Below are 22,051 nucleotides of genomic sequence, written 5' to 3'. Positions count from 1 at the left end.
CCCGCCACGCGCCCTGGAATTCTGACGCCCCGTCAGCTAGCGTCCCCTTCGCCCACCACCCGGCGAAGGGGACGCCGCCATGCCGCCCGTCACCGTTCTGCGCCTGAACCTCGTCGATCCCGACCCCGCCGACTCCGGTGCCGCCCGCTACCGGGCGGCGCTGGAGATGGCCGCCCACGCCGACGCACGGGGCGTGACCACCGTGCAGACCGAGGAGCACCACACCACCGGCGACGGCTGGATGCCCGCCCCGCTGGTCTTCGCCGGGGCGCTGCTCGGCGCCACCCGGCGGATCGCGGTCACGCTCTCCGCGCTGCTCACGCCGTTGCACGACCCGCTCCGGCTGGCCGAGGACCTCGCCGTGCTCGACCTGCTCGGCGGCGGTCGGCTGATCACCGTCGCCGGGCTCGGCTACCGGCCCCAGGAGTACGCCGCGTTCGACAAGGACTGGGCGGGGCGCGGCGCCCTCCAGGACGAGGTGCTGGAGACGCTGCTCACCGCCTGGCGCGGCGAGCCGTTCCGGTACCGGGGCCGCACCGTGCACGTGACGCCGCGCCCGTACACCCGGCCGCATCCGCCGCTGCTGGTCGGCGGCGGTTCGCGCGCCGCGGCCCGGCGCGCCGCCCGGCTGGGGCTGCCGCTGTTCCCCTCCGCCCATCTGCCGGAGCTGGTGGCGTACTACCACGAGCGGTGCGCCGCGTACGGCACCGAGGGCTGGGTGCAGCAACCCGACGCCCACACCTGTCTGCTGCACCTCTCCGAGGACCCGGACCGGGCCTGGGAGCGGTACGGGCCGCATCTGCTGTACGAGGCCCGTACCTATGCCTCCTGGCAGCCCGCGGGCCTCCGCTCGGCGGTGCGCTCGGCCGCCCGGGACGTGGCGGAGCTGCGCGCGGAGGGCGTCTACCGCATCGTCACCCCGCAGGAGTGCCTGCGGCTGGCCCAGGGGCCGGACGCGCCGGGTTCGCTGATCCTCCACCCGCTGTGCGGCGGCATGCCGGTCGACGAGGGCTGGCGCTCCCTCCACCTCTTCACGGACGAGGTGCTGCCGAGGCTGGAGTGAGCGGGCGTACGGGGCGGGGCGCCGCACGGGGCGCCCCGCCCCTCGCCCGTCAGCCCTCCGGGTAGAAGACGAACAGTGTGCAGCCCTCCGCGGACTGCGGTACGTGCCAGGACCCGGCGGGGGCGTGGATGAAGGTCCCCGCGGGGTGGGCGCGGTCGCCGTCGTGGAAGGTGCCGGAGACCACGTAGACCTCCTCGGGACCGGGCTCGTGGACGTCGATGCCGTCCCAGCAGCTGCCCGGGGTGAACTCCACGACCATCGCCTTCGCGCCGTTCTCCCCGGCCCACAGCGGCCGGGCGGTGATACCGGTGGTGACTTCCTGGGCCTCGGCGTCGGCCACGGTGCTGACGAGGTAGCCGGGTGTGCCGCCCACGCCCCCGGGGTGCGCCCCCGCCACCGCTCCGGCGGCTGTGCCCACGGGCGCCGCGTCCTGTCCTTCGTCGACCTGCGTGTTCACGTTCATGGGGACAGCTTGTCGGGCCTGCGGGTGCCGTTCCCAGTACCAGAAGCGACCCCACCGGGTACTTTCCTGCCATGATCGAATCGTCGTCCCGGACCGCCGTACGACCGGACGGGGACGGGGCGCTTCATCAGGTCGTGGCGCTGGTGCACGCCCCGCAGCCGACGTTCGAACTGGGCTGCGCCGCCGAGGTCTTCGGTACCCGGCGGCCCGGTTTTCCGCCGTACTACGACTTCCGGATCTGCGCGCTGCGCCCCGGCCCCGTGGCGACGACGGCCGGGTACCCGCTGCACGCCACGGCGGGGCTGTCCGCGCTGGACGGCGCCGACACCGTCGTCGTCCCCGGCTGGGTGCCCGAGGCGCCGCTGCCCGAGGAGATCCGCGGGGCGCTGCGCGGGGCCCACGCCCGCGGCGCCCGCATGGTGGGGCTCTGCTCGGGCGCGTACGCCCTGGCCGCCGCCGGGCTGCTCGACGGGCGGCGGGCGACGACCCACTGGCGGCGCGCGGCGCATTTCGCGGCCCGCTTCCCGCGGGTGCGGATGGACGCCACGGTGCTCTACATCGACCACGGCGACGTGGCGACGAGCGCCGGGGCGGCGGCCGGGATCGACCTCTGTCTGCATCTGGTCCGCGCCGACCACGGCGCCGGGTACGCGGCGCGCGTCGGCCGGGACATGGGGGTGCCGCCGCACCGCGAGGGCGGTCAGCCGCAGTTCACCGGGGACGCGGTGCCGCGCCGGACGGAGCCGTCGGTGGCGCCGCTGCTGGACTGGGTCTCCGGTCGGCTGGGGACGCGGGTGTCGGTGGCGGAGATGGCGGCGCGGCTGCGGGTCTCGCCGCGGACGCTGGCGCGCCGCTTCACCGATCAGGTGGGGGTCAGCCCCGGGCAGTGGCTGCTGACCCAGCGGATCTCCGCGGCGCGGACGCTGCTGGAGGAGACCGATCTGCCGGTCGAGGCGGTGGCCGTCCGCGTCGGTCTGTCGTCCGCGACCAATCTGCGGCGCCGGTTCCACCATGCGCTGGGCACCACGCCCGCCGCCTACCGCAGCACCTTCCGCCACCGCTCCGCCACGCCCACGGGGCACGACGGCGCCTCCTGACCGCGTCGGCGCACGGGGCGGGCCGCACGGGGCGGCGCGCCGACCGCCGCCCCGTCCCCGCGCCCCGTCCCCGTACACGGCACCGCCCCGGCTCTCCGTATGAGCCGGGGCGGTGTCGACTTCCGAGGGGACGGACTGGCGGGGGGGTTAGCCCATCTCCTCCAACGCCTTGCCCTTGGTCTCCTTCACGAACTTCAGCACGAAGGGGATCGAGAGCAGGGCGAAGATCATGTAGATCACGTACGTACCGGAGAGGTTCCAGTCGGACAGGCTCGGGAAGCTCGCCGTGATGGCCCAGTTCGCGATCCACTGGGCGGAGGCGGCGACGCCGAGCGCCGCGGCGCGGATGCGGTTGGGGAACATCTCGCCGAGGAAGACCCAGACCACCACGCCCCAGGAGAGGGCGAAGAAGAGCACGAAGCAGTGGGCCGCGATGAGGGCGACGGTGCCCTGCGTCGTCGGCAGCGTCCCGGCGGCGGTCTTGGCGGAGAAGGCCCACGCCTCCAGGGCGAGCGCCACAGCCATACCGGCGGAGCCGATGAGAGCCAGCGGACGGCGGCCGATCCGGTCCACGAAGATCATCGCGATGACGGTGCCGATGATGTTGATGATCGACGTGGTGAAGCTGTAGAAGAACGAGCTCTCGGGGTTGATGCCCACGGACTGCCACAGCGTCGACGAGTAGTAGAACGCGACGTTGATGCCGACGAGCTGCTGGAAGACCGACAGCCCGATGCCGACCCACACGATCGGCAGGAAGCCGCCCCGGCCACCCAGCAGATCCTTGAACGTCGACCGGTGCTCCCGGCGCATCGCCTCCTGGATCTCCTCGACCCGTGTGTCGAGGTCGACGCCCTGCCCCTCGACGTCGGCGAGCACCTGCTTCGCCTTGGTGATCCTGCCGACGGAGATCAGGAAGCGCGGCGACTCCGGGATGACGAACGACAGCAGGCCGTACAGGAGCGCCGGGATCACCATCACACCGAGCATCCACTGCCAGGCCTCCAGCCCGGCGAGCCGACCGCGCTGGTTGCCGTCGGCGAGGTTGAGGATGCCCCAGTTGACGAGCTGGGAGATGGCGATGCCGACGACGATCGCGGCCTGCTGGAACGAGCCGAGGCGCCCCCGGTACGCGGGCGGCGAGACCTCGGCGATGTACGCCGGGCCGATGACCGACGCCATACCGATCGCGATACCGCCGAACACCCGCCACATGGCGAGGTCCCAGAGGGCGAACGGCAGCGCGGAGCCGACGGCGCTGACGGTGAAGAGCGCCGCGGAGATCTGCATCACGCGGATGCGGCCGATCCGGTCGGCGATCCGGCCCGCGGTGGCAGCGCCGATCGCGCAGCCGATCAACGCGATGGCGATGACCTGGGCCAGCACGGCGGACCCCACGTCGTACCGGCTGCGGATCGCCTCGACGGCACCGTTGATGACGGAACTGTCGTAGCCGAAGAGGAAGCCGCCCATCGCGGCAGCCGCGGTGATGAAGATGACATGGCCGAGATGGTCCGGCTGGGCCTTACGGCCTTCCGGTACCGCCGGCTGCGCGGTGCTGGTCAACGTGTACTCCAGTGGCCCGGCTGCGCTGCCGGGCGTAGGGGGCTGGCACTTCCAGTGGCGCATACGTCGAGGGCAGCCACCACGTGAAGGTAAAAGCGACGTTGCAGAGACTATTCGTTCAAGTTTCTAAGTCAATAGGGCGAGATGAAAAGACGGGCCCGCACCGTTGGGAGATGTGGATTCAAGTGATGAACGAAACTGGCGGACTCAGCGCAGCCGCTGGCTGATGACCTTCGAGACGCCGTCGCCCTGCATCGAGACGCCGTAGAGCGCGTCGGCGACCTCCATCGTGCGCTTCTGGTGCGTGATCACGATCAGCTGGCTGCTCTCCTGCAGCTCCTCCATGATCCCGATCAGCCGCTGCAGGTTGGTGTCGTCCAGCGCCGCCTCGACCTCGTCCATCACGTAGAACGGGCTGGGGCGCGCCTTGAAGATCGAGACCAGCAGCGCCACCGCGGTCAGCGACCGTTCGCCGCCGGACAGCAGCGAGAGCCGCTTGACCTTCTTGCCCGGCGGACGGGCCTCCACGTCCACCCCGGTGGTCAGCATGTGGTCCGGATCGGTGAGCACCAGCCGCCCCTCGCCACCCGGGAAGAGCCGCCCGAAGACGCCCTCGAACTCCCGCGCCGTGTCGTGGAACGCCTCGGTGAAGACCTGCTCCACGCGCTTGTCGACGTCCTTGACCACCTGGAGCAGATCGGCCCGGGTCTTCTTCAAGTCTTCAAGCTGCTCGCTCAGGAACTGGTGCCGTTCCTCCAGTGCGGCGAACTCCTCCAGGGCCAGCGGGTTCACCTTCCCGAGCTGCTGATACGCCCGCTCGGCCGCCTTGAGCCGCTTCTCCTGCTCGGCGCGGACGTACGCCACCGGCCGGTTCCGCGGATCCTCCGGATCGTCCGGCAGCCGCTCGCCCTCCGCGGGCGGCGACGGCGGCACGGACTGCTCCGGCCCGTACTCCGCGACCAGCGCGGCCGGTTCCACGCCCAGTTCCTCCAGGGCGCGCGACTCCAGCTGCTCGATCCGCAGCCGCTTCTCCGCACCCAGCACCTCGCCCCGGTGCACCGAGTCGGTCAGCTTGTCCAGCTCCGAGGCGAGCGCACGGCCCTGCTCCCGCGCGGCGGCCAGCGCCTCCTCGCTCCCGGCGGTGGCCCGCTGCGCCACCGCCCGCTCCTCCTCGGCCCGGACCAGCGAGACCTCGACGTGCGCCAGCAACTGCCGGGCACCCGAGACGACCGCGGTGGCGACCGCCGCCTCGTGCCGCAGCCGGGCACGCCGCCGCTCCGCGCGCGCCCGCGCCTCACGCTCCGCCCGCGCCCCCCGGTCCAGCGCGTCGGCCCGCCCGGCGAGCGCCTTGACCCGCTCCTCGTGGGTACGCGTCTGGAGCCGGGCCTCCATCTCGGTCTGACGGGCGTTGGCGCCGTCGGCGGCCAGCCGGTCGCGTACCGAGGTGTCCGGCTCCTCCTCGGCCGGTTCCTCCTCGGCGACCGCCAGCCGTTCGGCCAGCTCCTCGGCCTCCTCGGTGGCGCGGGCCAGGGCCTCCTCGGCCTTCGCCGTCGCGGCGGCGGCCCGTTCGGCCTCCCCCGCGGCGGCCCGCGCCTGCCCGGCGAGGCGCCCGAGGTCCCCGGCGACCTGCGACTGCTCGCGCTCCGCGGTACGCCGCCGGGCGTCCACCTCCGCGACGTGCGCGGCGGCCGCGGTGCGCCGTGCGGCGGCCCCGTGCCGCTCCTCGGCGAGCACCGTGCAGCGCTCGTCCAGTGCGGCCAGCTCGGCTGCCGCCTCGTCCACGGCGGCCTGCACCTCCAGCAGACTCGGCGCCCCGGCCGACCCGCCGTGCGCGAAGTGCCCGCCGAGTACATCACCCTCACCGGTGACGGCCGTCAACTCCGGCCGCGCCGCGATCAGCTCCTCGGCGTCCTCCAGCGTCGCGACGACCACCACGTCCCGCAGCAGCCGCCGTACGGCCGCGGTCAACTCCGGCGGCCCGTCGACGAGTTCCGCGGCCCGCGGCCCGTGTTCCCGGGGGCCGGGCAGCAGCGGGGCGCCCGCCGTCCCCGGCTCCGTACCGGCCTCCCGCGCGGGCGCCGGTACCCGTACGCCGGACGGCGCCGCGGCGTCGCCGGGCGCCCCGGGCGCGGGCACGGCGGGACCGGCCACCGCGGACACCGTCTCCCCGGGCGCGGCCAGCAGCATCGCCGCGCGGCCCGCGTCCTGCTTGCGCAGCAGCCGGATCGCGTCGGCGGCGGCCGCCGGACCGCTGACCGCCAGCGCGTCGGCGGCGACCCCGAGCGCGGCGGCGACGGCCACCTCGTGGCCGGGTGCGACGGTGAGCAGTTCGGCGGCCGGACCGAGCAGACCGGTCAGCTCCTCGGCCGCGGCCAGGAGCGCCCCGCTGCCGTCCTTGCGCCGCAGCCCGGAGGCGAGCGCGTCATGCCGCGCCGAGGTCGCGGCGCGGCTGCGCTCCGCGACGGTCAGCGCCTCCCGTACGGACTCCAGCGCGGCGTCCGCGGCGGCGAGTTCCTGCCGGGCGGCCTCGTCCCGTTCGGCGTCCTCGGCGCGCGTCGCCTCCAGCGCACCGGCCTCCGCCGCGCGCCGCTCGTACTCCTCCTGGGCCTCCCGCGCACGCTGCCGGGCACCGTCGCGGGAGGCGGCGAGCCGCCCGATCTCGGCCTGTGCGGAGGCGGCCCGGCCGCGGGCGGCGCTGACCTGCCCGCTGAGCCGCGCCAGCCCCTCGCGCCGGTCGGCGAGGGCCCGCGCCACATCGCGCAGCCGCCGCTCCTCGTCGGCCAACTCCCGCTCCAGCGCGGCACGGTGCTCGACGGTGTCCTCCAGCGCCCGGGTCGCCGCCTCCACCGCGGCGGTCAGCTCCGCCTCCTGCTCCCGGATGCGGGCGGCCTCCCGCTCCATGTCCTCCGGCTCGCGGCCGCGCCGCTCGTCCGGCGGTGCCTGCCGGGCGCTGCGCACCCGCGCCTCGGCGAGCGAGACGGTGCCACGCACCCGCTCGGCGAACCGCGACAGCTCGTACCAGTTCTGCTGGGCCCGCTGCACCCGCGGCGTCAGCGTCCGCAGCCGCTCCTCCAGCTCCGCCTCCTGCTGCCGGGCGTCCCGCAGCCGTTGCTCGGCGGCCTCCTTGCGCTGCTTGAGTGCCGCCTCGTCGGCGATCTCGGCGTGCAGCGCACGGCGCAGCGTGACGAGGTCGTCGGCGAGCAGCCGCAGCCGGGCGTCGCGCAGATCGGCCTGGATGACGGCGGCGCGCCGGGCGACCGCCGCCTGCCGACCGAGCGGTTTGAGCTGGCGGCGCAGCTCGTCGGTGAGGTCCTGGACGCGGGCGAGGTTCGCCTGCATGGCGTCCAGCTTGCGGACCGCCTTCTCCTTGCGCTTGCGGTGCTTGAGCACCCCCGCGGCCTCCTCGATGAAGGCCCGGCGCCCCATCGGGTCGGCGTGCAGCACCCCGTCGAGCTGCCCCTGCCCGACGATGACGTGCATCTCCCGGCCGATGCCGGAGTCGCTGAGGAGTTCCTGTATGTCGAGCAGTCGGCAGGTGTCGCCGTTGATCTGGTACTCGCTGCCGCCGTTGCGGAACATCGTCCGGGTGAGGGTGACCTCGGCGTACTCGATGGGCAGCGCGCCGTCGGAGTTGTCGATGGTCAGCGACACCTCGGCCCGGCCGAGCGGCGGCCGCCCGGTCGTCCCGGCGAAGATGACGTCCTCCATCTTGCCGCCGCGCAGCGACTTGGCACCCTGCTCACCCATCACCCAGGACAGCGCGTCCACGACGTTGGACTTGCCGGATCCGTTGGGTCCGACGACGCAGGTGATACCCGGTTCGAAGCGGAGCGTCGTGGCGGAGGCGAAGGACTTGAAGCCTCGCAGGGTCAGACTCTTGAGGTGCACGCCGTGCGACTTTACCGGCCGATTCCGGGCGCCCCGGACGACATCCCGGGGCCCGGCCGGGCCCGCGCCGCCGCCTCGCGTGCTCTTTCGGTTTCGCGGTGTGTGGCGCAGGGCACATCATGCGGTAAGCGCCGGACGGAGTCGGCGCCCCGGGGCGGGGAGGGCGGACATGACGAAGGGACGCCGAAGCGTCCCTTTTGCAGATCTCGCGTGGCGCGGATCATGCTGATGGCAGTTCCTCAAGCAGGTGGCATACGCCGTACCGGCCCTTGAGGCGGGGGTCAGGTGAGCGCGGGCTCCGCCTGGGGTACGTCGAGCATCGAACCGTCGTGACGTGCGGCAGCGGACAGCATGTCGTTTTCGGCCTGCATCCGGATCAGTTCGGATTCCAGGTCCTGCACGCGCTGCTGAAGCCGTCGCATCTCGGAGAGGACTCGGGGGTCGGAGCCGCCGACGTAACCGAGAAGCGCCTTTGCCATGATGGATGGTCCTCCACAATGAGTGACCGACCGAAGCGGTTGGGTCGTGAGGGATTCCGCACCCGCGGTGCTTGTCATTTGCGGGGTTCTCAATGCCAAACAGCTAAGGTGCGCGGGGATTCCAGAGTCTCACCAAATGTTTTGACGGTCAACACGATCACGCCCCGTATCACCGGGCACCCGAGACGGCGCGGCCGCACGGGCCGGGCGCCGATTCTCCAGAAAGGTCCCGCGGGGGCGTGGAGATCATCCGTACAGCGGCAGCCTTGCACGGGACGGCCGAGTTGGCAACCACCAGGCCAAATATCCCGAAGACCGGACTCCGGAGCATGTTCTGAAGATCATCCCTGAGGCCGCCGCGGGCCGGTATCCCGCCGTCCGTCAACGCGTCGCGAAGCCCTCGTAACCCCCGCGCGGGGTGTCCCATATCTCAGTCACACCGTCTACGCGCCCGGGCGTGTCACCGGCGCGCAGCCATTCCAGCAATTCCTCGCAGCGGTCCTTCGGGCCCTCGGCGACGACCTGGACGCGTCCGTCGTCCAGATTGAGCGCGAAGCCGACCAGCTCGCCGATCCGCAGGGCGTTGGCGCGGGTGAACCAGCGGAATCCGACGCCCTGTACCCGGCCGCGCACCCATGCCGTCATGCGGACTTCTTCGTTCATGGCGTGCACGGTATCCGGCCGATCGGCCGGTGAGCACATCGGCGGTCCGGCAGGTCATGGCGTACAGTCACCCGGCAATCCAGCTCACCCTTTCGGGTGAATTTCTCGATGCTGAGGACGGAAGGACGCCAGCGGATGGGCCGCCACAGACGCGCTGTTCCCCCTGCCACCGGACCGGTGGGCACCCCGCCCACCGACGCCCCTCACGGCGAGGGCCCCCGACGGAGCCGCCGTGCCCGGCGCGCGGTGCCGGTGCGCACGGGGCTGATCGGCGCGTCCGCCGCGGTGGCGATGGGCACCGTCGCGGTCGCCTCGGGGCTCTTCCCTGGCGGCGGCGACCGGTACGTCATGGGCGAGGAGGCCGGGCAGCCGGTGCGGGCCAACTCCCTGCCGGACGCCTCTCCGCAGGGTGGCGAATCGGCCACGCCGACGGACCGGGCGTCGGGCGGCGTCACCCGTGGCAGCACCCGCGGCACGGTCACCGGCACCGACCGGCCGACCTCCGCGGCGTCCCCGTCCACCTCGCCGTCCCCGAAGAAGCACCACCGCCCGGCGTCGCCCGAGGCCGGTTCCGGGCACGGCGGCGGCAGCTCGCCCTCCACGGCGCCGAAGACCACCACCCGGCCGCAGCGCTCGGTGGACTCCGGGACGTCGGCCGAGGCCCAGGTGCTGTCGCTGGTCAACGACGAGCGCGCCAAGGCCGGGTGCTCGCCGGTCAAGGCCGACGCCCAACTGGCCTCGCTGGCCACCGCGTTCAGCGACGACATGGCCGCGCGCGGCTTCTTCGACCACACCGACCCGGACGGCAAGGGCCCCTGGGACCGCGCCCGGGTCGCGGGCATCTCCGACCTCGGCGGCGAGAACATCGCCCGCGGTCAGGCGGATGCCAAGGCCGTCATGGAGGCGTGGATGAACAGCCCCGGCCACCGCGCCAACATCCTCAACTGCGAGTACCGCACCCTCGGCGTCGGCATCCACCGCGGACCGGGCGGCCCCTGGTGGACGCAGGACTTCGGCTTCTGACAGCAGCCGCCGGGCCCGTCCCCGTCAGTCCACCACCCCGAGATCGCGCCGCATCACCGCGCTCAGCACACCGAGCGCGGGCTGCGCCGCCTTCAGGTCCAGAAGGGCGCCGTCCGCGCTCTCACCGTCGTCGGCACGGCCCCGGTCGAGGCGTTCGACGACGGCGTCGGCGCGCGTCAGGACCCGGTTGACGTCGCGCGAGGCGACCAGCACCGCCTCGGGGACGATCATCTGCGCCTCGGCGTCACGGTCGCGGTACTCCAGCCGCGCCTCCTCCGTCTGCTCGCGTTCGTGCGCACCGTAGACCCCGTCGCGCAGGCGGTGCAGCGCGTCCTTGAGGAGGGTGTGGAACTGCCGGGAGGCGCGGTTGAGCGCGGTGTACGCGGCGCGGCGCTCCTCCAGGGAGCAGCGCGCCGTTTCCTGTTCCGCCTCCTCGGCGCGCTGCCGCCGGGTGATGTGGTGGGTGACCAGCGGGGCGAAGAGTGTGCCCAGGACACCCACCACGGCGGTGATCATGGCGGCGATGACGGCGCTCATCCCCGCGGCTCCGTGCCCGCGTCATCCATCCGTCCCCCGCTTCCTTCCGTACCGTCGTCCGGATCCCGTTCCGCCCGCCGCAGCAGATACGTGTGGAGGGCCGCCGCGGCGGCGAGGCGGTCGCGGGACGCCCGGTGCAGCGCCGCGCGGCGGCGGGCCAGCTCCGCGCGGAGGCGGTCGGGACTGCCGGTCGTCCGCAGTTCGCGCAGGACGGCGGCGATGGCGGCGAGCGGATGGCCGCCGCGCCGCAGCAGCGCGGTGACATGCGCGAGGTGCACCTCGGCGGCGGGGTAGCGGCGGTAGCCGGTGGCCGGTTCGCGCTCCGGGTGCAGCAGACCGTGGCGCTCCCAGAGCCGCAGCACCGGCGGGCGGACGCCCACGGCGCGGGCGGCGTCGCCGATCAGCAGCGGGCGCCGCGCGGACGCGGGCGGCTCGGCGGCGAGCACCGTGCCGAGGGCGTCGTGCACCGCGGTCAGCTCCCCCCGCTCCCGGTCCAGCCGGGCATGGCTCGCGTCGAGCGCGGCCAGTGCGGTCTCCTCGTCACCGTCGTGGACGGCGCGCATCACGGTGCGGGTGGTGGCCCAGCCGTGTCCGGCGGCGAGCGCCCGGGCGGTGGTCAGCGCCTCGGCGTGCACGGTGGTGAACCGGCGGTGGCCGCCCGCGCTGCGCTCCGCCGGCGGCAGCACCCCGGTCTCCAGATAGCTGCGCAGCTGCTGCACGGAGAGCCCCGCCGCCCGCGCCAGCTCCCCGGCCCGCAACCGGTCCGCCATACCGCCCTCCCCCGCCGCCCCACCCGTCCGACGCGGTCAGCCTACGGGCCGTCCGACCGCCGCGGCAGGGCCTCGTCCCCGGTTGAGATTTTCCCGCCCATTTCCCTCGCCGACCTGCGCGGACGCCGTCGAAATCCCTGTTCGCACTTGAATGGAAGACTGGAGACCGGGCGGCTGGACGCCCCGGATCCGAGGGAGGGCCACGGCATGAAGTTCGTACTCGAGGTCGAGGTGGACGAGGGGAAGATCGCGCAGGACCCGGCGGGCGAGCTGGGCCGCATCCTGCGCTACTGGGGCGGCAATCTGCACCACTACGCGATGGCGCCCGGCGACGGCTCGCCCGTGTACGACTCGGAGTACCGCGAGGTCGGCCGCTGGCACCTCACCGGGGAGCCCACGGCGTGACCGCGGCCCGCGGGCGGCGCCCGGTCAGGGCCGCGGCGGCCGCTGGCAGCGCGGGCAGAAGTAGCTGGAGCGGTTCATCCAGGGACGGCGGCGGATCGGGGTGCCGCACCGGCGGCACGGCTCGTCCTCCCGCCCGTACGCGTCGAGGGACCGCTCGAAGTAGCCGGACTCGCCGTTCACATTGACGTAGAGGCTGTCGAAGCTGGTGCCGCCGACGGCGAGGGCGGCGGACATCACCTCCCGTACGTGGCCGAGGAGTTCGGCGGTGCGCGGGCGGGTGAGACCGGCGGTGGGGCGCTCGTAGTGCAGGCGCGAGCGCCACAGCGCCTCGTCGGCGTAGATGTTGCCGACGCCGCTGATCAGCGACTGGTCGAGCAGGGCGCGCTTGACGGTGGTGCGGCGGCGGCGCAGCGCGTCGTGGAAGGCGGCGTCGTCGAAAGCCGCGTCGAGCGGGTCGCGGGCGATGTGCGCGATGGCGTCCGGGAGCTGGTCCGCGTCGCCCGGCACCGTGTCGTGCAGCGAGAGACCGCCGAAGGTCCGCTGGTCGACGAAGCGCAGCTCGGTCCCGGCGGCGTCCTCGGGCGGCGCGGCCACCGAGTCGTCGAAGCGGACCCGGATCCGCAGATGCTTCTCGTCCGGCGCGTCCTGCGGCTGCACCAGCAGCTGACCGCTCATCCCGAGGTGGGCGAGGACCGCGAGGCCGTGGGTGACATCGGTGGTGATCTGCGGCGCGAGGCCCTCGGCCGCGGTCTGCGCGGCGGGGCCACCGCCGGACACCGGCAGCCAGAGGTACTTGCCGCGGCGGCGCGCCGCCTCGATACGGAGCCCGGTCAGCCGGGCGGCGAAGTCGGCCGCGCCCGCGGTGTGGCGGCGGATCGCCCTCGGGTGCAGCACCTCGACCGAGTCGATGGTCCGGCCGCTGACCCAGCGCTCCAGTCCTCGGCGTACGACCTCGACCTCGGGCAGTTCGGGCACCGCGGCTCTCCTCACGGGTTCGGCAGGGCGGGGAAAAGACTTCTGACCCCGTCGGGCGGTGTCGCCCGGCGGGGTCAGAAGGGGTGGTTCAGCGGGCCGGCGTCGAGGAGTCGCCGGAAGCCGCGGCCGGGTCGGCGGTGGAACCGCCCTGCCCGTCCTCGGCGCGCTCGTCCGCCGCGGCGCGGATGGCACGCCATGCGGATTCCGCCGCCTGCTGCTCGGCTTCCTTCTTGCTGCGGCCGGTGCCGGTGCCGTACGAGACACCACCGACGCGGGCGGCAGCCGTGAACGTCTTCTCGTGATCCGGTCCGGCCTCGGTGACCAGGTACTCCGGGACGCCGAGACCTTCGGTCGCGGTGAGTTCCTGGAGACTCGTCTTCCAGTCCAGGCCGGCGCCGAGGCTGGAGGACTTCTCGATGAGCGGGTCGAAGAGCCGGTGTACCAGCTCCCCGGCCGCGTCGAGGCCCTGGTCGAGATAGACCGCGCCGATCACCGCTTCGAGGGTGTCGGCGAGGATGGACGCCTTGTCCCGGCCGCCCGTGCCTTCTTCGCCCCGTCCGAGGCGGATGAAGGCGCCGAGGTCGAGGCCGCGGCCCACCTCGGCGAGCGCGCGCGAGTTGACCACCGCGGCCCGGAGCTTGGCCAGCTGGCCTTCCGGGAGATCGGGGTGGATGCGGTACAGCGTGTCCGTGACCACCAGGCCCAGCACGGAGTCCCCGAGGAACTCCAGCCGTTCGTTGGTGGGCAGACCGCCGTTCTCGTACGCGTAGGAACGGTGCGTCAGCGCACGTACCAGAAGGGCGGACTCAAGGTGGTACCCGAGCCGCCCTTCCAGAATCGTGTGGGACGAGGCCGTGTCCGCCGGTGCCTGCTCCTCGCCGCGGGTGCGGGCCGAGGGGCGGGCGTCTTGCGCCTTCTTGGGGCTAGACACAGTGCCTGTCACCAGCCGCTCAGACCTCGAGGACCTGGCGCTTGTTGTAGGTGCCGCAGCTCTGGCACGCGATGTGCTGCTGCTTCGGCTCGTGGCAGCGCTCGCACGCCACCAGGGTGGGGACCGCAGCCTTCCACTGCGACCGGCGGTGGCGCGTGTTGCTGCGCGACATCTTCCGCTTCGGAACAGCCACGGCTACTTCTCCTGCTTCTCGTCGACGTGCGCTGATCGAGGCGCGTCGCCGCTCAACTTGTCCTTCTCGTCGTCCTGGTTGGTCCCGACGAGTCCCTGCAGTGCCGCCCAACGGATGTCGACGGCGTCGTGGTGGTGGTCCGGGTCGTCCGCGAGCCGTGCTCCGCAATCGGAACACAGACCCGGGCAGTCTTCCCGGCACACCGGCTGCAGCGGCAGTGCGAGCACCACCGCGTCCCGCAGCACGGGTTCGAGGTCGAACAGGTCGTCCTCGACGAAGAGTGTGTCCTCCTCGTCCTCGGCGTCGTCGCCGGATTCCGCGGTGCGGGTCCGGGCATCGGCGTCGGGGTAGGCGAACATCTCCTGGAAGTCCGCTACGAGCTCGCGCTCCAGCGGCTCCAGACACCTTACGCACTCCCCCTTCACGGTTGCACGGGCGGTACCTGTGACAAGCACCCCGTCCATGACCGATTCCAGGCGGAGGTCGAGCGCGACGGGGGTGCCCTCGGGCACACCGATCACCTCGTTGCCGAGGTCCCGGGGGGCCTCGACGGTGCGGGAGAGCCGCTGGAGCGCGCCGGGACGACGGCCCAGCTCGCGCGTGTCGAACACGAGCGGGGAACGGTGGTCGAGGCGGGCGTTGATGGCTTTCCTGCTTTCTGTACCGGGGGTCCGGTGCTCCGGCTTCCGGGCCACCGGCTCGGAAGCGGGCGGATGCGGAAACGGGCAGCCGGGATCGCGGACGTACACGCGACCGAACAGCCAGGATACTGGACGGGCCCGGATAGGCCCAATCCGGGCCGCTCCGGACGAGGCCCCTAGGGGCGCCCCTCCTCGTACTGCCGGATCTGGTCCATGTTGATCATGCCGGTGTCGAAGAGACTGGTCTCCTCCAGGGCGCCGGGCTGCGGGGACTGCGGGGGCGCCTGCTGGGGCACATAGCCCGCCTGCGGGTCGTAGCCCTGCTGCGGGACCTGCGGGGCGGCCTGCTGCTGCCAGCCGTAGCCGTACGGGTCCTGCGGCTGGGCGTACTGCTGCTGCCCGTAGGCGTAGCCGTCCTGACCCGCCGCGTAACCCTGGTCGGGGTAGTGGCCGGGCTGGGCGTACTGGGGGGCCTCCGCGGCGGCGGCGAGCGGCTGCGGGGCCGGGGCGGCGGGCTGCTGGGGGGCGATGTCGGCGAGACCGGCGAGGTACTCCGCGTCGGCCTGGTGGCCACCGGCCCGCTCGTCGCCCTGGGCGGCGAGGTGGGCGCCCAGCTCGTCGATGGCGCGGGCGCCCTGGAGCTTGTCGCGGCCGCGGCCGACCGCTTCGAGGGTCTTGGTCAGCACCGCCTGGAAGGCGCCGAACTTGGCGTCGACGTAGGCGTCGGCCCGCTCGGTGAGCGTCGCCGGGTCGGTGCTGCGCTCGGGGGCGTCGGCGTCGGCGTAGCCCTGGTCGTCGAGGCCGGGGCCGCGGCCGAGCAGCTTCTCGCGGCCACGGTCGACGGAGCCGATGGTCTTGGTGAGGACGACCTCGAAGTTGGCGAGCTTGCTGTCGACGTAGTCATCGGCCTCGGCGCGGATCTCCTCGGCCTCGCGGCGGGCCTCGGAGAGGATGCGGCCCGCCTCGTCCTGCGACCGGCGGGCGACCTCGGTGTCGGAGACCAGCGAACCGCGGTGGGCGTGGGCGGAATCGATGATCCGCTCCGCCTCGGCGCGGGCCTCCTCGACCATCCGCTCGCGCCCGCCGAGCAGCTCCTGCGCCTGCGCCAGCGAATCGGGCAGCGCCGCGCGCACCTCCTCCAGCATGGCGAGCAGTTCGGCCCGGTTGACCACGCAGGACGCCGACATGGGCACGGAACGGGCGCTGCCGATGTTGTCGACGATCTCGTCGAGCTTCTTCTGCACGTCCACGTTGGACTCGCCACTCTCTGAAGGGATGGAACCAGGAACGCCACGACTGTACGGCCACCGGGCCCCGCCCCGACACCTGCTGACGGGGCGTCAGCGGGTGGTGACGCCCGGCGGGTGCGCCGGGGTGCCGCTCAGCGCTCCCGCAGCCGTTCGGTCAGTGCCTCCAGGACGAACGGCGGGACGAGGTGGCTGACGTCGCCGCCCCAGGCCGCCACCTCCTTGACGAGACTGGAGGAGAGGAAGCTGTAGGTGGGGTTGGTGGGGACGAACAGCGTCTCCACGCCGGAGAGTCCGTTGTTCATCTGGGCCATCTGGAGTTCGTAGTCGAAGTCGCTGACGGCGCGCAGACCCTTGACGATCGCGGGGATGTCGCGCTGCTTGCAGAAGTCGACGAGCAGGCCGTGGAACGCCTCGACCTCGACGTTGCCGTACTCGGCGGTGGCGCGGCGGATCAGGTCGATGCGCTCGTCGACCGTGAACAGCCCCTGCTTGGACTGGTTGATCATCACGGCGACGTGGACGACGTCGTACAGCTTGGAGGCACGGGCGATGATGTCCAGGTGCCCATTGGTGATGGGGTCGAAGGACCCCGGACAGACGGCGCGGCGCAACTCTGGTTCCTCGCTCTCCGGTGCGTTCATGACACGCGTTCCGACGTCTCGTCGGGGGACGTGGAAGCGGCGCGACCGTACCAAAGCGTCCCCTCGCCGTAGCGTCGGGCCTTGATCGCCGCGAATCCGTCCGGCCAGGAGAACACGCCGCCTCGGGTGCTCCGCTCCACCGTGACGAGTGCGTCCGGCGCGCACCAGCCCGCACGGCGGAGTGTGAGCAGGATCTCCCGCAGCTCGTCGTCGGTGACGGCGTACGGCGGGTCGAGGAAGAGGACGTCGTACGGGTCGCCGGGAGCGGCCCCGGCGGCGACCTGTTCGGCGCGGGCGGTGCGGACCTCGGCGCCGGGCAGGCCGACGGCCCCGACGTTCTCGCGCACGGTGCGGGCGGCGCGGGCGTCGGCCTCGACGAGCAGGACGTGGGCGGCGCCGCGGGAGAGCGCCTCCAGGCCGACCGCGCCGGAGCCCGCGTAGAGGTCGAGAACCCGGGCGCCGGTCATCGGGCCGTCCAGCGACTCCCAGGTGGAGAAGAGGCCCTCGCGTGCGCGGTCGGAGGTCGGGCGGGTGCCGTTGCCGGGGGGTACGGCCAGGCGGCGGCCGCCGGCCGTACCGGCGATCACGCGGGTCATGGGCCCGTCCTTACGTGGTGCGGGGTCGGTGGGGACGGCGGCCGGGGGCGGCGCCGCGGCCTCCACGATATTCCGGCCGGGTGCGGGGCGGCGCACGGTGGCCGACGGGGCGGGCGGGGCGGGTGAGGCTTCTCACGTGGGGCGCGTCGGCCGGGCCGGGCGTCACCCCTTGTCCAGGTACTCCTCGCGCTCGTCGTCCAGCAGGGCCGCCAGGGCGGTGCGCAGTTCGGGGTAGGCGTCGAGGGCCGGGTCGGCGGTGACGACGGCGGTGGCCTCCTCGCGGGCGGCGGCGATGACCTCCTCGTCCTCGATGACGGCGAGCATCCGCAGCGAGGAGCGGACGCCGGACTGGGCCTGGCCGAGGACGTCGCCCTCGCGGCGCTGTTCGAGGTCGATACGGGAGAGCTCGAAGCCGTCGAGGGTGGCGGCGACGGCGGCGAGGCGGGCGCGGGCGGGGCTGGCCTCGGGCATCTCGCTGACCAGCAGGCAGAGCCCGGGGGCGGAGCCACGGCCGACCCGGCCGCGCAGCTGGTGGAGCTGGGAGACGCCGAAGCGGTCGGCGTCCATGATCACCATGGCGGTGGCGTTGGGGACGTTGACGCCGACCTCGATGACGGTGGTGGCGACCAGGACGTCCAGCTCACCGGCGGCGAAGCGGCGCATGACGGCGTCCTTGTCCTCGGGCGCCATCCGGCCGTGCAGCGCGGCCACCCGCAGCCCGGCCAGCGGCCCGGCGGTGAGCTGCCGGACGAGGTCGACCACGGCGAGCGGCGGCCGCTTCTCCTCGGTGTCCTCCGGCGACGGGCCGTCCTCGTCGCCGCCCTTGCGGCCCTTGGCCGTGCCGGGGGCGTCCTCCTCGTCACCGATCCTGGGGCAGACGACGTAGCCCTGGTGGCCCGCGGCGACCTCCTCGCGGACCCGCTCCCAGGCGCGGGCGAGGAAGTGCGGCTTGTCCTTGGCGGGGACGACATGGGTGGCGATGGGTGAGCGTCCGGCGGGGAGCTGGTCGAGGACGGAGGTCTCCAGGTCGCCGAAGACGGTCATGGCGACGGTGCGCGGGATGGGGGTGGCGGTCATCACCAGGAGGTGCGGGGTGCGCTTCTCGCCCCCGGAGTGGCCCTTGCCGCGCAGCGCGTCGCGCTGCTCCACGCCGAAGCGGTGCTGTTCGTCGACGACGACCAGCCCGAGGTCGTGGAAGTGGACCTTGTCCTCGATCAGGGCGTGGGTGCCGATGACGATGCCCGCCTCGCCGGTGACGAGGTCGAGGAGCGCCTGGCGGCGGGCGGCGGCGCCCATGGAGCCGGTGAGCAGCACGACCTTGGTGCCGTGCTCGGCCCCGCCCAACATCCCGCCCTCGGCCAGCTCCCCCATCATCTCCGTGATGGAGCGGTGGTGCTGCTGGGCGAGGACCTCTGTGGGGGCGAGCATCGCCGCCTGTCCCCCGCCGTCGACGACGGTGAGCATGGCGCGCAGCGCCACCATCGTCTTGCCGGAGCCGACCTCGCCCTGGAGGAGGCGGTGCATGGGGTGGTCGGTGGCGAGGTCGGTGAAGATCTCCTCGCTGACCTTGCGCTGGCCCTCGGTGAGGGTGAACGGCAGCCCGGCGTCGAACGCGTCGAGGATGCCGCCCTCGGTCGACGGCCGGGGCACGGCGGGGAGTTGGGTCTCGGCGAAGCGGCGGCGGGCCAGCGCCACCTGGAGGACGAACGCCTCGTCCCACTTCAGCCGGGCGCGGGCGTCGGCGATGTCGGCCTTGGTGCGCGGGCGGTGGATCTTCTCCAGGGCGTCGGGCAGCTCCACCAGCCCCCGGCCGGAGCGCAGCGCCTCCGGCAGCGGGTCGACGGCGTCCCGGGCGTGCGGCAGCACGGCGTCGACGGCCTTGGCGAGCTTCCAGGACGCCATCTGCTGGCAGGCCGGGTAGATCGGCATCAGCGCACCGGCGAACGCGTCGACCGCCTCGCTGCCGGACTCCTGGTCGAGGAGGGCGTATTCGGGGTGGGCGAGCTGGAGCTTGCGGTTGAAGACGGAGACCTTGCCAGCGAACATCGCGCGGCGGCCGGGCACCAGGTCCTTCTGCGGCTTGTGGATGCCCTTGCCGAAGAAGACCAGTTGGAGGCGGCCGCCGCCGTCGGTGAGGGTGACCTCCAGGCGCTGGCCGCGGCCGCCGTTGAAGCGCAGGACGCGGGCGTCGGCGACCTGCGCGACGACGGTGACGTGTTCGTCGAGCGGGAGGTCGGCGAGGCGGGTCAGCTCACCGCGCTCGGCGTACCGGCGCGGGTAGTGGTGGAGGAGATCCCCGACCGTGTGCAGGCCGAGGTGGTCGGCGAGCACCTTCGCGGTGGTGCCACCGAGGGTCTTCTTCAGAGGTTCGTCGAGCGCGGCCACGGAACCCATTGCACACCATGCCACCGACAACGGGGCCTCCCGCGGGGCGCGGGGCCCGTGGCGGACGGGGCGCGGGGCCCCGTGCGCGGCGCCCCGTGGCTCCCGCTACTCGACGCCGATCAGGAGCGGCGCCGCATGGCGGCCGCCCTCGTACACGACGGTGTCGACGGCGAGGAAGCGTTCGCGGACATGGGCCTCCAGCCGGTCGGCGAGGCCGTCGGGGGCGCAGGCGCCGCGGACCAGGGTGACGAGTTCGCCACCGGCCGAGAGCATCCGGTCGAGGACGGTGAGGGCGGTCTCCGTCAGGTCGCCGCCGATGACCACGACGTCGCCGTCGATCAGCCCGAGGACGTCGCCCTGCTGGCAGATGCCCGCCATCGTCCACGCCTGCCGTTCGGCGACGGCGAGTTCGGCGTAGCGGGTGGCCCCGGCGGCCGAGGTCATGGCGACGGCGTCCTCGTCGAAGCTGCGGTCGGGCTCGTGCACGGCGAGCGCCGCGAGGCCCTGGACGGCGGCGCGGGTGGGGATGAGCGCGACCCGGACGCCCTCGGTACGCGCCGCCTCGGCCGCCGCGGCGGCGGTGTGGTGCAGCTCGGGGTCGTTCGGCAGCAGCAGCACCTCGTGGGCGTGGGCCTGCCGGATCGCCTGGACCAGTTCCCCGGAGGCGGGCGGCTCCCCGGGGCGCACACGGACCGTGGTCGCGCCCGCCTCCTCGCAGAGCGCGGCGAGGCCCTCCCCGGGGACGACGGCGACGACGCCCCGGGCGGCCGGTTCCGGCACCGGCCGCCCGGTGTGCGCGGCACCGTCGAAGTGGGTGATGCGGATCCGGTACGGGCGGCCCGCCTCGATGCCCGCCTCGACGGCGGCGCCCGCGTCGTCGACGTGGACATGGACGTGCCAGAGGCCGTCGCCGCCGACCACGACGAGGGAGTCGCCGAGCCCGTCGAGCCGGGTGCGCAGCCGCGCCACGGCGGTGTCGGTGGCCTCCAGGAGGTAGATCACCTCGAACGCCGGGCCGGTCGCCGCCCCGGGCGGGCAGCTCTCCGGCGTGGCCCCGGTGACGGCCTCGGGGCCCGCCGCCTCCGGGAGCGGGGCGTCGGCCCGTACCACGACGGGGACGGCGGTGACCTCGCCGGACAGCGCGTCGGCGAGCGCCCCCAGCAGGGCGACCAGGCCGCAGCCCCCGGCGTCCACGACCCCGGCGCGGCCCAGGGCGGCGAGCTGTTCCGGGGTGGCGCGGAGCGCGGCGCGGGCGCCGTCGTGGGCGGCGCGCGCCACGGCCGCGGTGTGCGGTGCGGTGGCCGCGGCGCTCTGCGCGGCGTCGGCGGCGCAGGCGGCGACCGTCAGCACGGTGCCCTCCACGGGGTGCGCGACGGCCTCCCGGGCGGCGGCCGCGGCGCGGTGCAGCGCCCGTCCGAGGGTGGCGGGCGGGCAGCCGCCGGGCAGCTCGCCGGTGGCGTCCGGGCCGGTGGCGGGGGCCTGCGGGGCGGCCAGGATCTCGGTCATCCCGCGCAGCAGCTGGGCGAGGATGGTGCCGGAGTTGCCGCGCGCCCCTATGAGGGCGCCGTGCGCCATCGCCCCGGCGGCGTCCGCGAGGCAGGGTGCGGTGCCCGCGGAGGCGTGGCCGTCGAAGGCCGCCTCGACCGCGCGGGCGGCGGATTCGAGGGTGAGGTAGAGGTTGGTGCCGGTGTCGCCGTCGGCCACGGGATAGACGTTGATCGCGTCGATCCGGGCGCGTTCCCGGCCCAGCGCCTCCAGCGCCAGCCCGCACCAGGTGCGGATCGCGGCGGCGTCGAGCGGGTGCGGCACAGCGTCCTCCTGGATGCGCGGGATGACCGCACAGTAGCCGCGGTCACACCGGGAGGCCGGGGCGGGGCCCGGAGGACGCATGGTAGTTTCGTTCTACGGACGCGGCCGTTGTATGCTGCTCCGGTTGCCCGGTGCGAATCGGGCCTTTCTCTCCTGGCGACGCCGGTCGGTCAATGCACTCGGCCCGTCAGGATTCACCGTAAGTGCATCTGAAGTCTTTGGAGTGACCCGTGGCTGCCAACTGCGACGTCTGCGGCAAGGGGCCGGGCTTCGGCAAGAGTGTCTCGCACTCGCACCGCCGTACCAACCGTCGTTGGAACCCCAACATCCAGACGGTCCGTGCAGTGGTCGAGCGTACGCCGAAGCGGCTCAACGTCTGCACCTCGTGCATCAAGGCCGGCAAGGTCTCGCGCTGACGTCTTAGCCGTAGCGCAGCCAAGCCGGTTGCTTGACGCGAAGCCGGTCCACCGAAAGGTGGGCCGGCTTTTCGTCGTGGTCGCACGGGGCCGGGGCGGCGCCGTGTGGAGCTGACGCACGGTGCGGGCCGGGTGCCGCGGACGGTGGGCCGCGACCCGTTCCGCGCACGGCGCGCACTGTTGCCGCGTATGGGCCCCGTGTTGCCGTGTGTTACGGGCGGACGCCGCTCGTTGCGCCGTCGTTGCGGTTCCGTGGCCGG

Annotated in this window: 21 protein-coding genes; 5 read left to right on the top strand and 16 right to left on the bottom strand. The window is 73.6% G+C overall.

From position 1 onward, the window contains the following. Positions 1-79 precede the first annotated feature (79 nt). Positions 80-1,063, top strand: a complete 984-nt coding sequence (locus IF23_RS0124910; RefSeq protein ID WP_030287376.1) for an LLM class flavin-dependent oxidoreductase — start codon at positions 80-82, stop codon at positions 1,061-1,063. 49 nt (positions 1,064-1,112) lie between these two features. Here IF23_RS0124910 and IF23_RS0124905 read toward each other — a convergent pair whose 3' ends face one another. Then, positions 1,113-1,526 carry a cupin domain-containing protein gene (locus tag IF23_RS0124905; protein ID WP_078654234.1) on the bottom strand — a complete coding sequence of 138 codons (414 nt, stop codon included), beginning with the start codon at positions 1,524-1,526 and terminating at the stop codon, positions 1,113-1,115. Between the two features lie 71 nt (positions 1,527-1,597). On the opposite strand from IF23_RS0124905, the gene IF23_RS0124900 reads away from it, so the two are divergent. Next, positions 1,598-2,623: a helix-turn-helix domain-containing protein gene (locus IF23_RS0124900; protein ID WP_051739876.1), complete on the top strand. Its 1,026-nt coding sequence runs from the start codon at positions 1,598-1,600 to the stop codon at positions 2,621-2,623. 147 nt (positions 2,624-2,770) lie between these two features. On the opposite strand, the gene IF23_RS0124895 is transcribed toward IF23_RS0124900, so the two are convergent. The 4 genes from IF23_RS0124895 to IF23_RS0124880 form a co-directional block, all read right to left on the bottom strand. Then, on the bottom strand, positions 2,771-4,189 hold the full coding sequence (locus IF23_RS0124895; RefSeq protein WP_030287371.1) for a sugar porter family MFS transporter: 1,419 nt from the start codon (positions 4,187-4,189) through the stop codon (positions 2,771-2,773). 207 nt (positions 4,190-4,396) lie between these two features. After that, positions 4,397-8,077, bottom strand: a complete 3,681-nt coding sequence (locus IF23_RS0124890; RefSeq protein WP_030287369.1) for a chromosome segregation SMC family protein — start codon at positions 8,075-8,077, stop codon at positions 4,397-4,399. A 281-nt stretch (positions 8,078-8,358) separates the two neighbouring features. Further along, the gene (locus IF23_RS0124885) at positions 8,359-8,556 is read right to left on the bottom strand and encodes a hypothetical protein (RefSeq protein ID WP_030287366.1); all 198 of its coding nucleotides are present in this window, start codon (positions 8,554-8,556) and stop codon (positions 8,359-8,361) included. Between the two features lie 381 nt (positions 8,557-8,937). Beyond that, positions 8,938-9,219, bottom strand: a complete 282-nt coding sequence (locus IF23_RS0124880) for an acylphosphatase (protein WP_030287356.1) — start codon at positions 9,217-9,219, stop codon at positions 8,938-8,940. Positions 9,220-9,354: 135 nt separating this feature from the next. On the opposite strand from IF23_RS0124880, the gene IF23_RS0124875 reads away from it, so the two are divergent. Further along, the gene (locus tag IF23_RS0124875; protein WP_078654233.1) at positions 9,355-10,242 is read left to right on the top strand and encodes a CAP domain-containing protein; all 888 of its coding nucleotides are present in this window, start codon (positions 9,355-9,357) and stop codon (positions 10,240-10,242) included. A gap of 24 nt (positions 10,243-10,266) precedes the next feature. Here IF23_RS0124875 and IF23_RS0124870 read toward each other — a convergent pair whose 3' ends face one another. Together IF23_RS0124870 and IF23_RS0124865 are read right to left on the bottom strand one after the other, a co-directional pair. After that, complete coding sequence (locus IF23_RS0124870; protein ID WP_030287352.1) at positions 10,267-10,779, bottom strand: hypothetical protein; 513 nt, start codon at positions 10,777-10,779, stop codon at positions 10,267-10,269. Then, positions 10,776-11,549, bottom strand: a complete 774-nt coding sequence (locus IF23_RS0124865) for a MerR family transcriptional regulator (RefSeq protein WP_078654232.1) — start codon at positions 11,547-11,549, stop codon at positions 10,776-10,778. The genes IF23_RS0124870 and IF23_RS0124865 overlap by 4 nt, the downstream gene beginning before the upstream one ends. Before the next feature lie 207 nt (positions 11,550-11,756). Here IF23_RS0124865 and IF23_RS0124860 point away from each other — a divergent pair, with 207 nt between their 5' ends. Next, a complete protein-coding gene (locus IF23_RS0124860; protein ID WP_030287348.1) occupies positions 11,757-11,954 on the top strand; it encodes a hypothetical protein in 198 nt (65 codons plus the stop codon). Between the two features lie 24 nt (positions 11,955-11,978). Here IF23_RS0124860 and mutM read toward each other — a convergent pair whose 3' ends face one another. The 9 genes from mutM to IF23_RS0124815 all read right to left on the bottom strand — a co-directional run bounded on the left by mutM (position 11,979) and on the right by IF23_RS0124815 (position 21,375). Next, entirely contained in the window at positions 11,979-12,929 is a 951-nt protein-coding gene (gene mutM / locus IF23_RS0124855; RefSeq protein ID WP_030287346.1) for a bifunctional DNA-formamidopyrimidine glycosylase/DNA-(apurinic or apyrimidinic site) lyase, read from the bottom strand. Between the two features lie 88 nt (positions 12,930-13,017). Next, positions 13,018-13,872, bottom strand: a complete 855-nt coding sequence (gene rnc / locus IF23_RS0124850) for a ribonuclease III (protein ID WP_051739875.1) — start codon at positions 13,870-13,872, stop codon at positions 13,018-13,020. A gap of 7 nt (positions 13,873-13,879) precedes the next feature. After that, positions 13,880-14,053, bottom strand: a complete 174-nt coding sequence (gene rpmF, locus IF23_RS0124845; protein WP_030287342.1) for a 50S ribosomal protein L32 — start codon at positions 14,051-14,053, stop codon at positions 13,880-13,882. A 2-nt stretch (positions 14,054-14,055) separates the two neighbouring features. Further along, complete coding sequence (locus IF23_RS0124840) at positions 14,056-14,664, bottom strand: YceD family protein (RefSeq protein ID WP_245655098.1); 609 nt, start codon at positions 14,662-14,664, stop codon at positions 14,056-14,058. A gap of 206 nt (positions 14,665-14,870) precedes the next feature. Continuing rightward, a complete protein-coding gene (locus IF23_RS0124835; RefSeq protein ID WP_030287338.1) occupies positions 14,871-15,944 on the bottom strand; it encodes a hypothetical protein in 1,074 nt (357 codons plus the stop codon). A gap of 131 nt (positions 15,945-16,075) precedes the next feature. Then, a complete protein-coding gene (gene coaD, locus IF23_RS0124830) occupies positions 16,076-16,585 on the bottom strand; it encodes a pantetheine-phosphate adenylyltransferase (protein ID WP_030287336.1) in 510 nt (169 codons plus the stop codon). Further along, positions 16,582-17,181: a 16S rRNA (guanine(966)-N(2))-methyltransferase RsmD gene (rsmD, locus tag IF23_RS0124825; protein WP_030287334.1), complete on the bottom strand. Its 600-nt coding sequence runs from the start codon at positions 17,179-17,181 to the stop codon at positions 16,582-16,584. The genes coaD and rsmD overlap by 4 nt, the downstream gene beginning before the upstream one ends. 162 nt (positions 17,182-17,343) lie before the next feature. Then, the gene (gene recG, locus IF23_RS0124820) at positions 17,344-19,575 is read right to left on the bottom strand and encodes an ATP-dependent DNA helicase RecG (RefSeq protein WP_030287332.1); all 2,232 of its coding nucleotides are present in this window, start codon (positions 19,573-19,575) and stop codon (positions 17,344-17,346) included. A gap of 96 nt (positions 19,576-19,671) precedes the next feature. Beyond that, positions 19,672-21,375 carry a DAK2 domain-containing protein gene (locus tag IF23_RS0124815; RefSeq protein ID WP_245655097.1) on the bottom strand — a complete coding sequence of 568 codons (1,704 nt, stop codon included), beginning with the start codon at positions 21,373-21,375 and terminating at the stop codon, positions 19,672-19,674. Positions 21,376-21,605: 230 nt separating this feature from the next. Between IF23_RS0124815 and rpmB the strand changes: the two genes are divergently transcribed. Further along, on the top strand, positions 21,606-21,791 hold the full coding sequence (rpmB, locus tag IF23_RS0124810) for a 50S ribosomal protein L28 (protein WP_030287328.1): 186 nt from the start codon (positions 21,606-21,608) through the stop codon (positions 21,789-21,791). Positions 21,792-22,051: the final 260 nt, after the last annotated feature.

Origin of the sequence: Streptomyces catenulae, assembly GCF_000718015.1 — a bacterium.
GTDB classification, from domain to species: domain Bacteria; phylum Actinomycetota; class Actinomycetes; order Streptomycetales; family Streptomycetaceae; genus Streptomyces; species Streptomyces catenulae.
Note: the sequence above shows the minus strand (reverse complement) of the source record. Positions and strands in the feature narration are given on the sequence as shown.

Bases quoted from the DNA above. Each gene is read 5' to 3' on its own strand.
- IF23_RS0124910 (WP_030287376.1), top strand. From the start codon at position 80: ATGCCGCCCGTCACCGTTCTGCGCCTGAACCTCGTCGATCCCGACCCC.
- IF23_RS0124905 (WP_078654234.1), bottom strand. From the start codon at position 1,526: ATGAACGTGAACACGCAGGTCGACGAAGGACAGGACGCGGCGCCCGTG.
- IF23_RS0124900 (WP_051739876.1), top strand. From the start codon at position 1,598: ATGATCGAATCGTCGTCCCGGACCGCCGTACGACCGGACGGGGACGGG.
- IF23_RS0124885 (WP_030287366.1), bottom strand. From the start codon at position 8,556: ATGGCAAAGGCGCTTCTCGGTTACGTCGGCGGCTCCGACCCCCGAGTC.
- IF23_RS0124880 (WP_030287356.1), bottom strand. From the start codon at position 9,219: ATGAACGAAGAAGTCCGCATGACGGCATGGGTGCGCGGCCGGGTACAG.
- IF23_RS0124875 (WP_078654233.1), top strand. From the start codon at position 9,355: ATGGGCCGCCACAGACGCGCTGTTCCCCCTGCCACCGGACCGGTGGGC.
- IF23_RS0124870 (WP_030287352.1), bottom strand. From the start codon at position 10,779: ATGAGCGCCGTCATCGCCGCCATGATCACCGCCGTGGTGGGTGTCCTG.
- IF23_RS0124865 (WP_078654232.1), bottom strand. From the start codon at position 11,549: ATGGCGGACCGGTTGCGGGCCGGGGAGCTGGCGCGGGCGGCGGGGCTC.
- IF23_RS0124860 (WP_030287348.1), top strand. From the start codon at position 11,757: ATGAAGTTCGTACTCGAGGTCGAGGTGGACGAGGGGAAGATCGCGCAG.
- coaD (WP_030287336.1), bottom strand. From the start codon at position 16,585: ATGAACGCACCGGAGAGCGAGGAACCAGAGTTGCGCCGCGCCGTCTGT.
- rsmD (WP_030287334.1), bottom strand. From the start codon at position 17,181: ATGACCCGCGTGATCGCCGGTACGGCCGGCGGCCGCCGCCTGGCCGTA.
- recG (WP_030287332.1), bottom strand. From the start codon at position 19,575: ATGGGTTCCGTGGCCGCGCTCGACGAACCTCTGAAGAAGACCCTCGGT.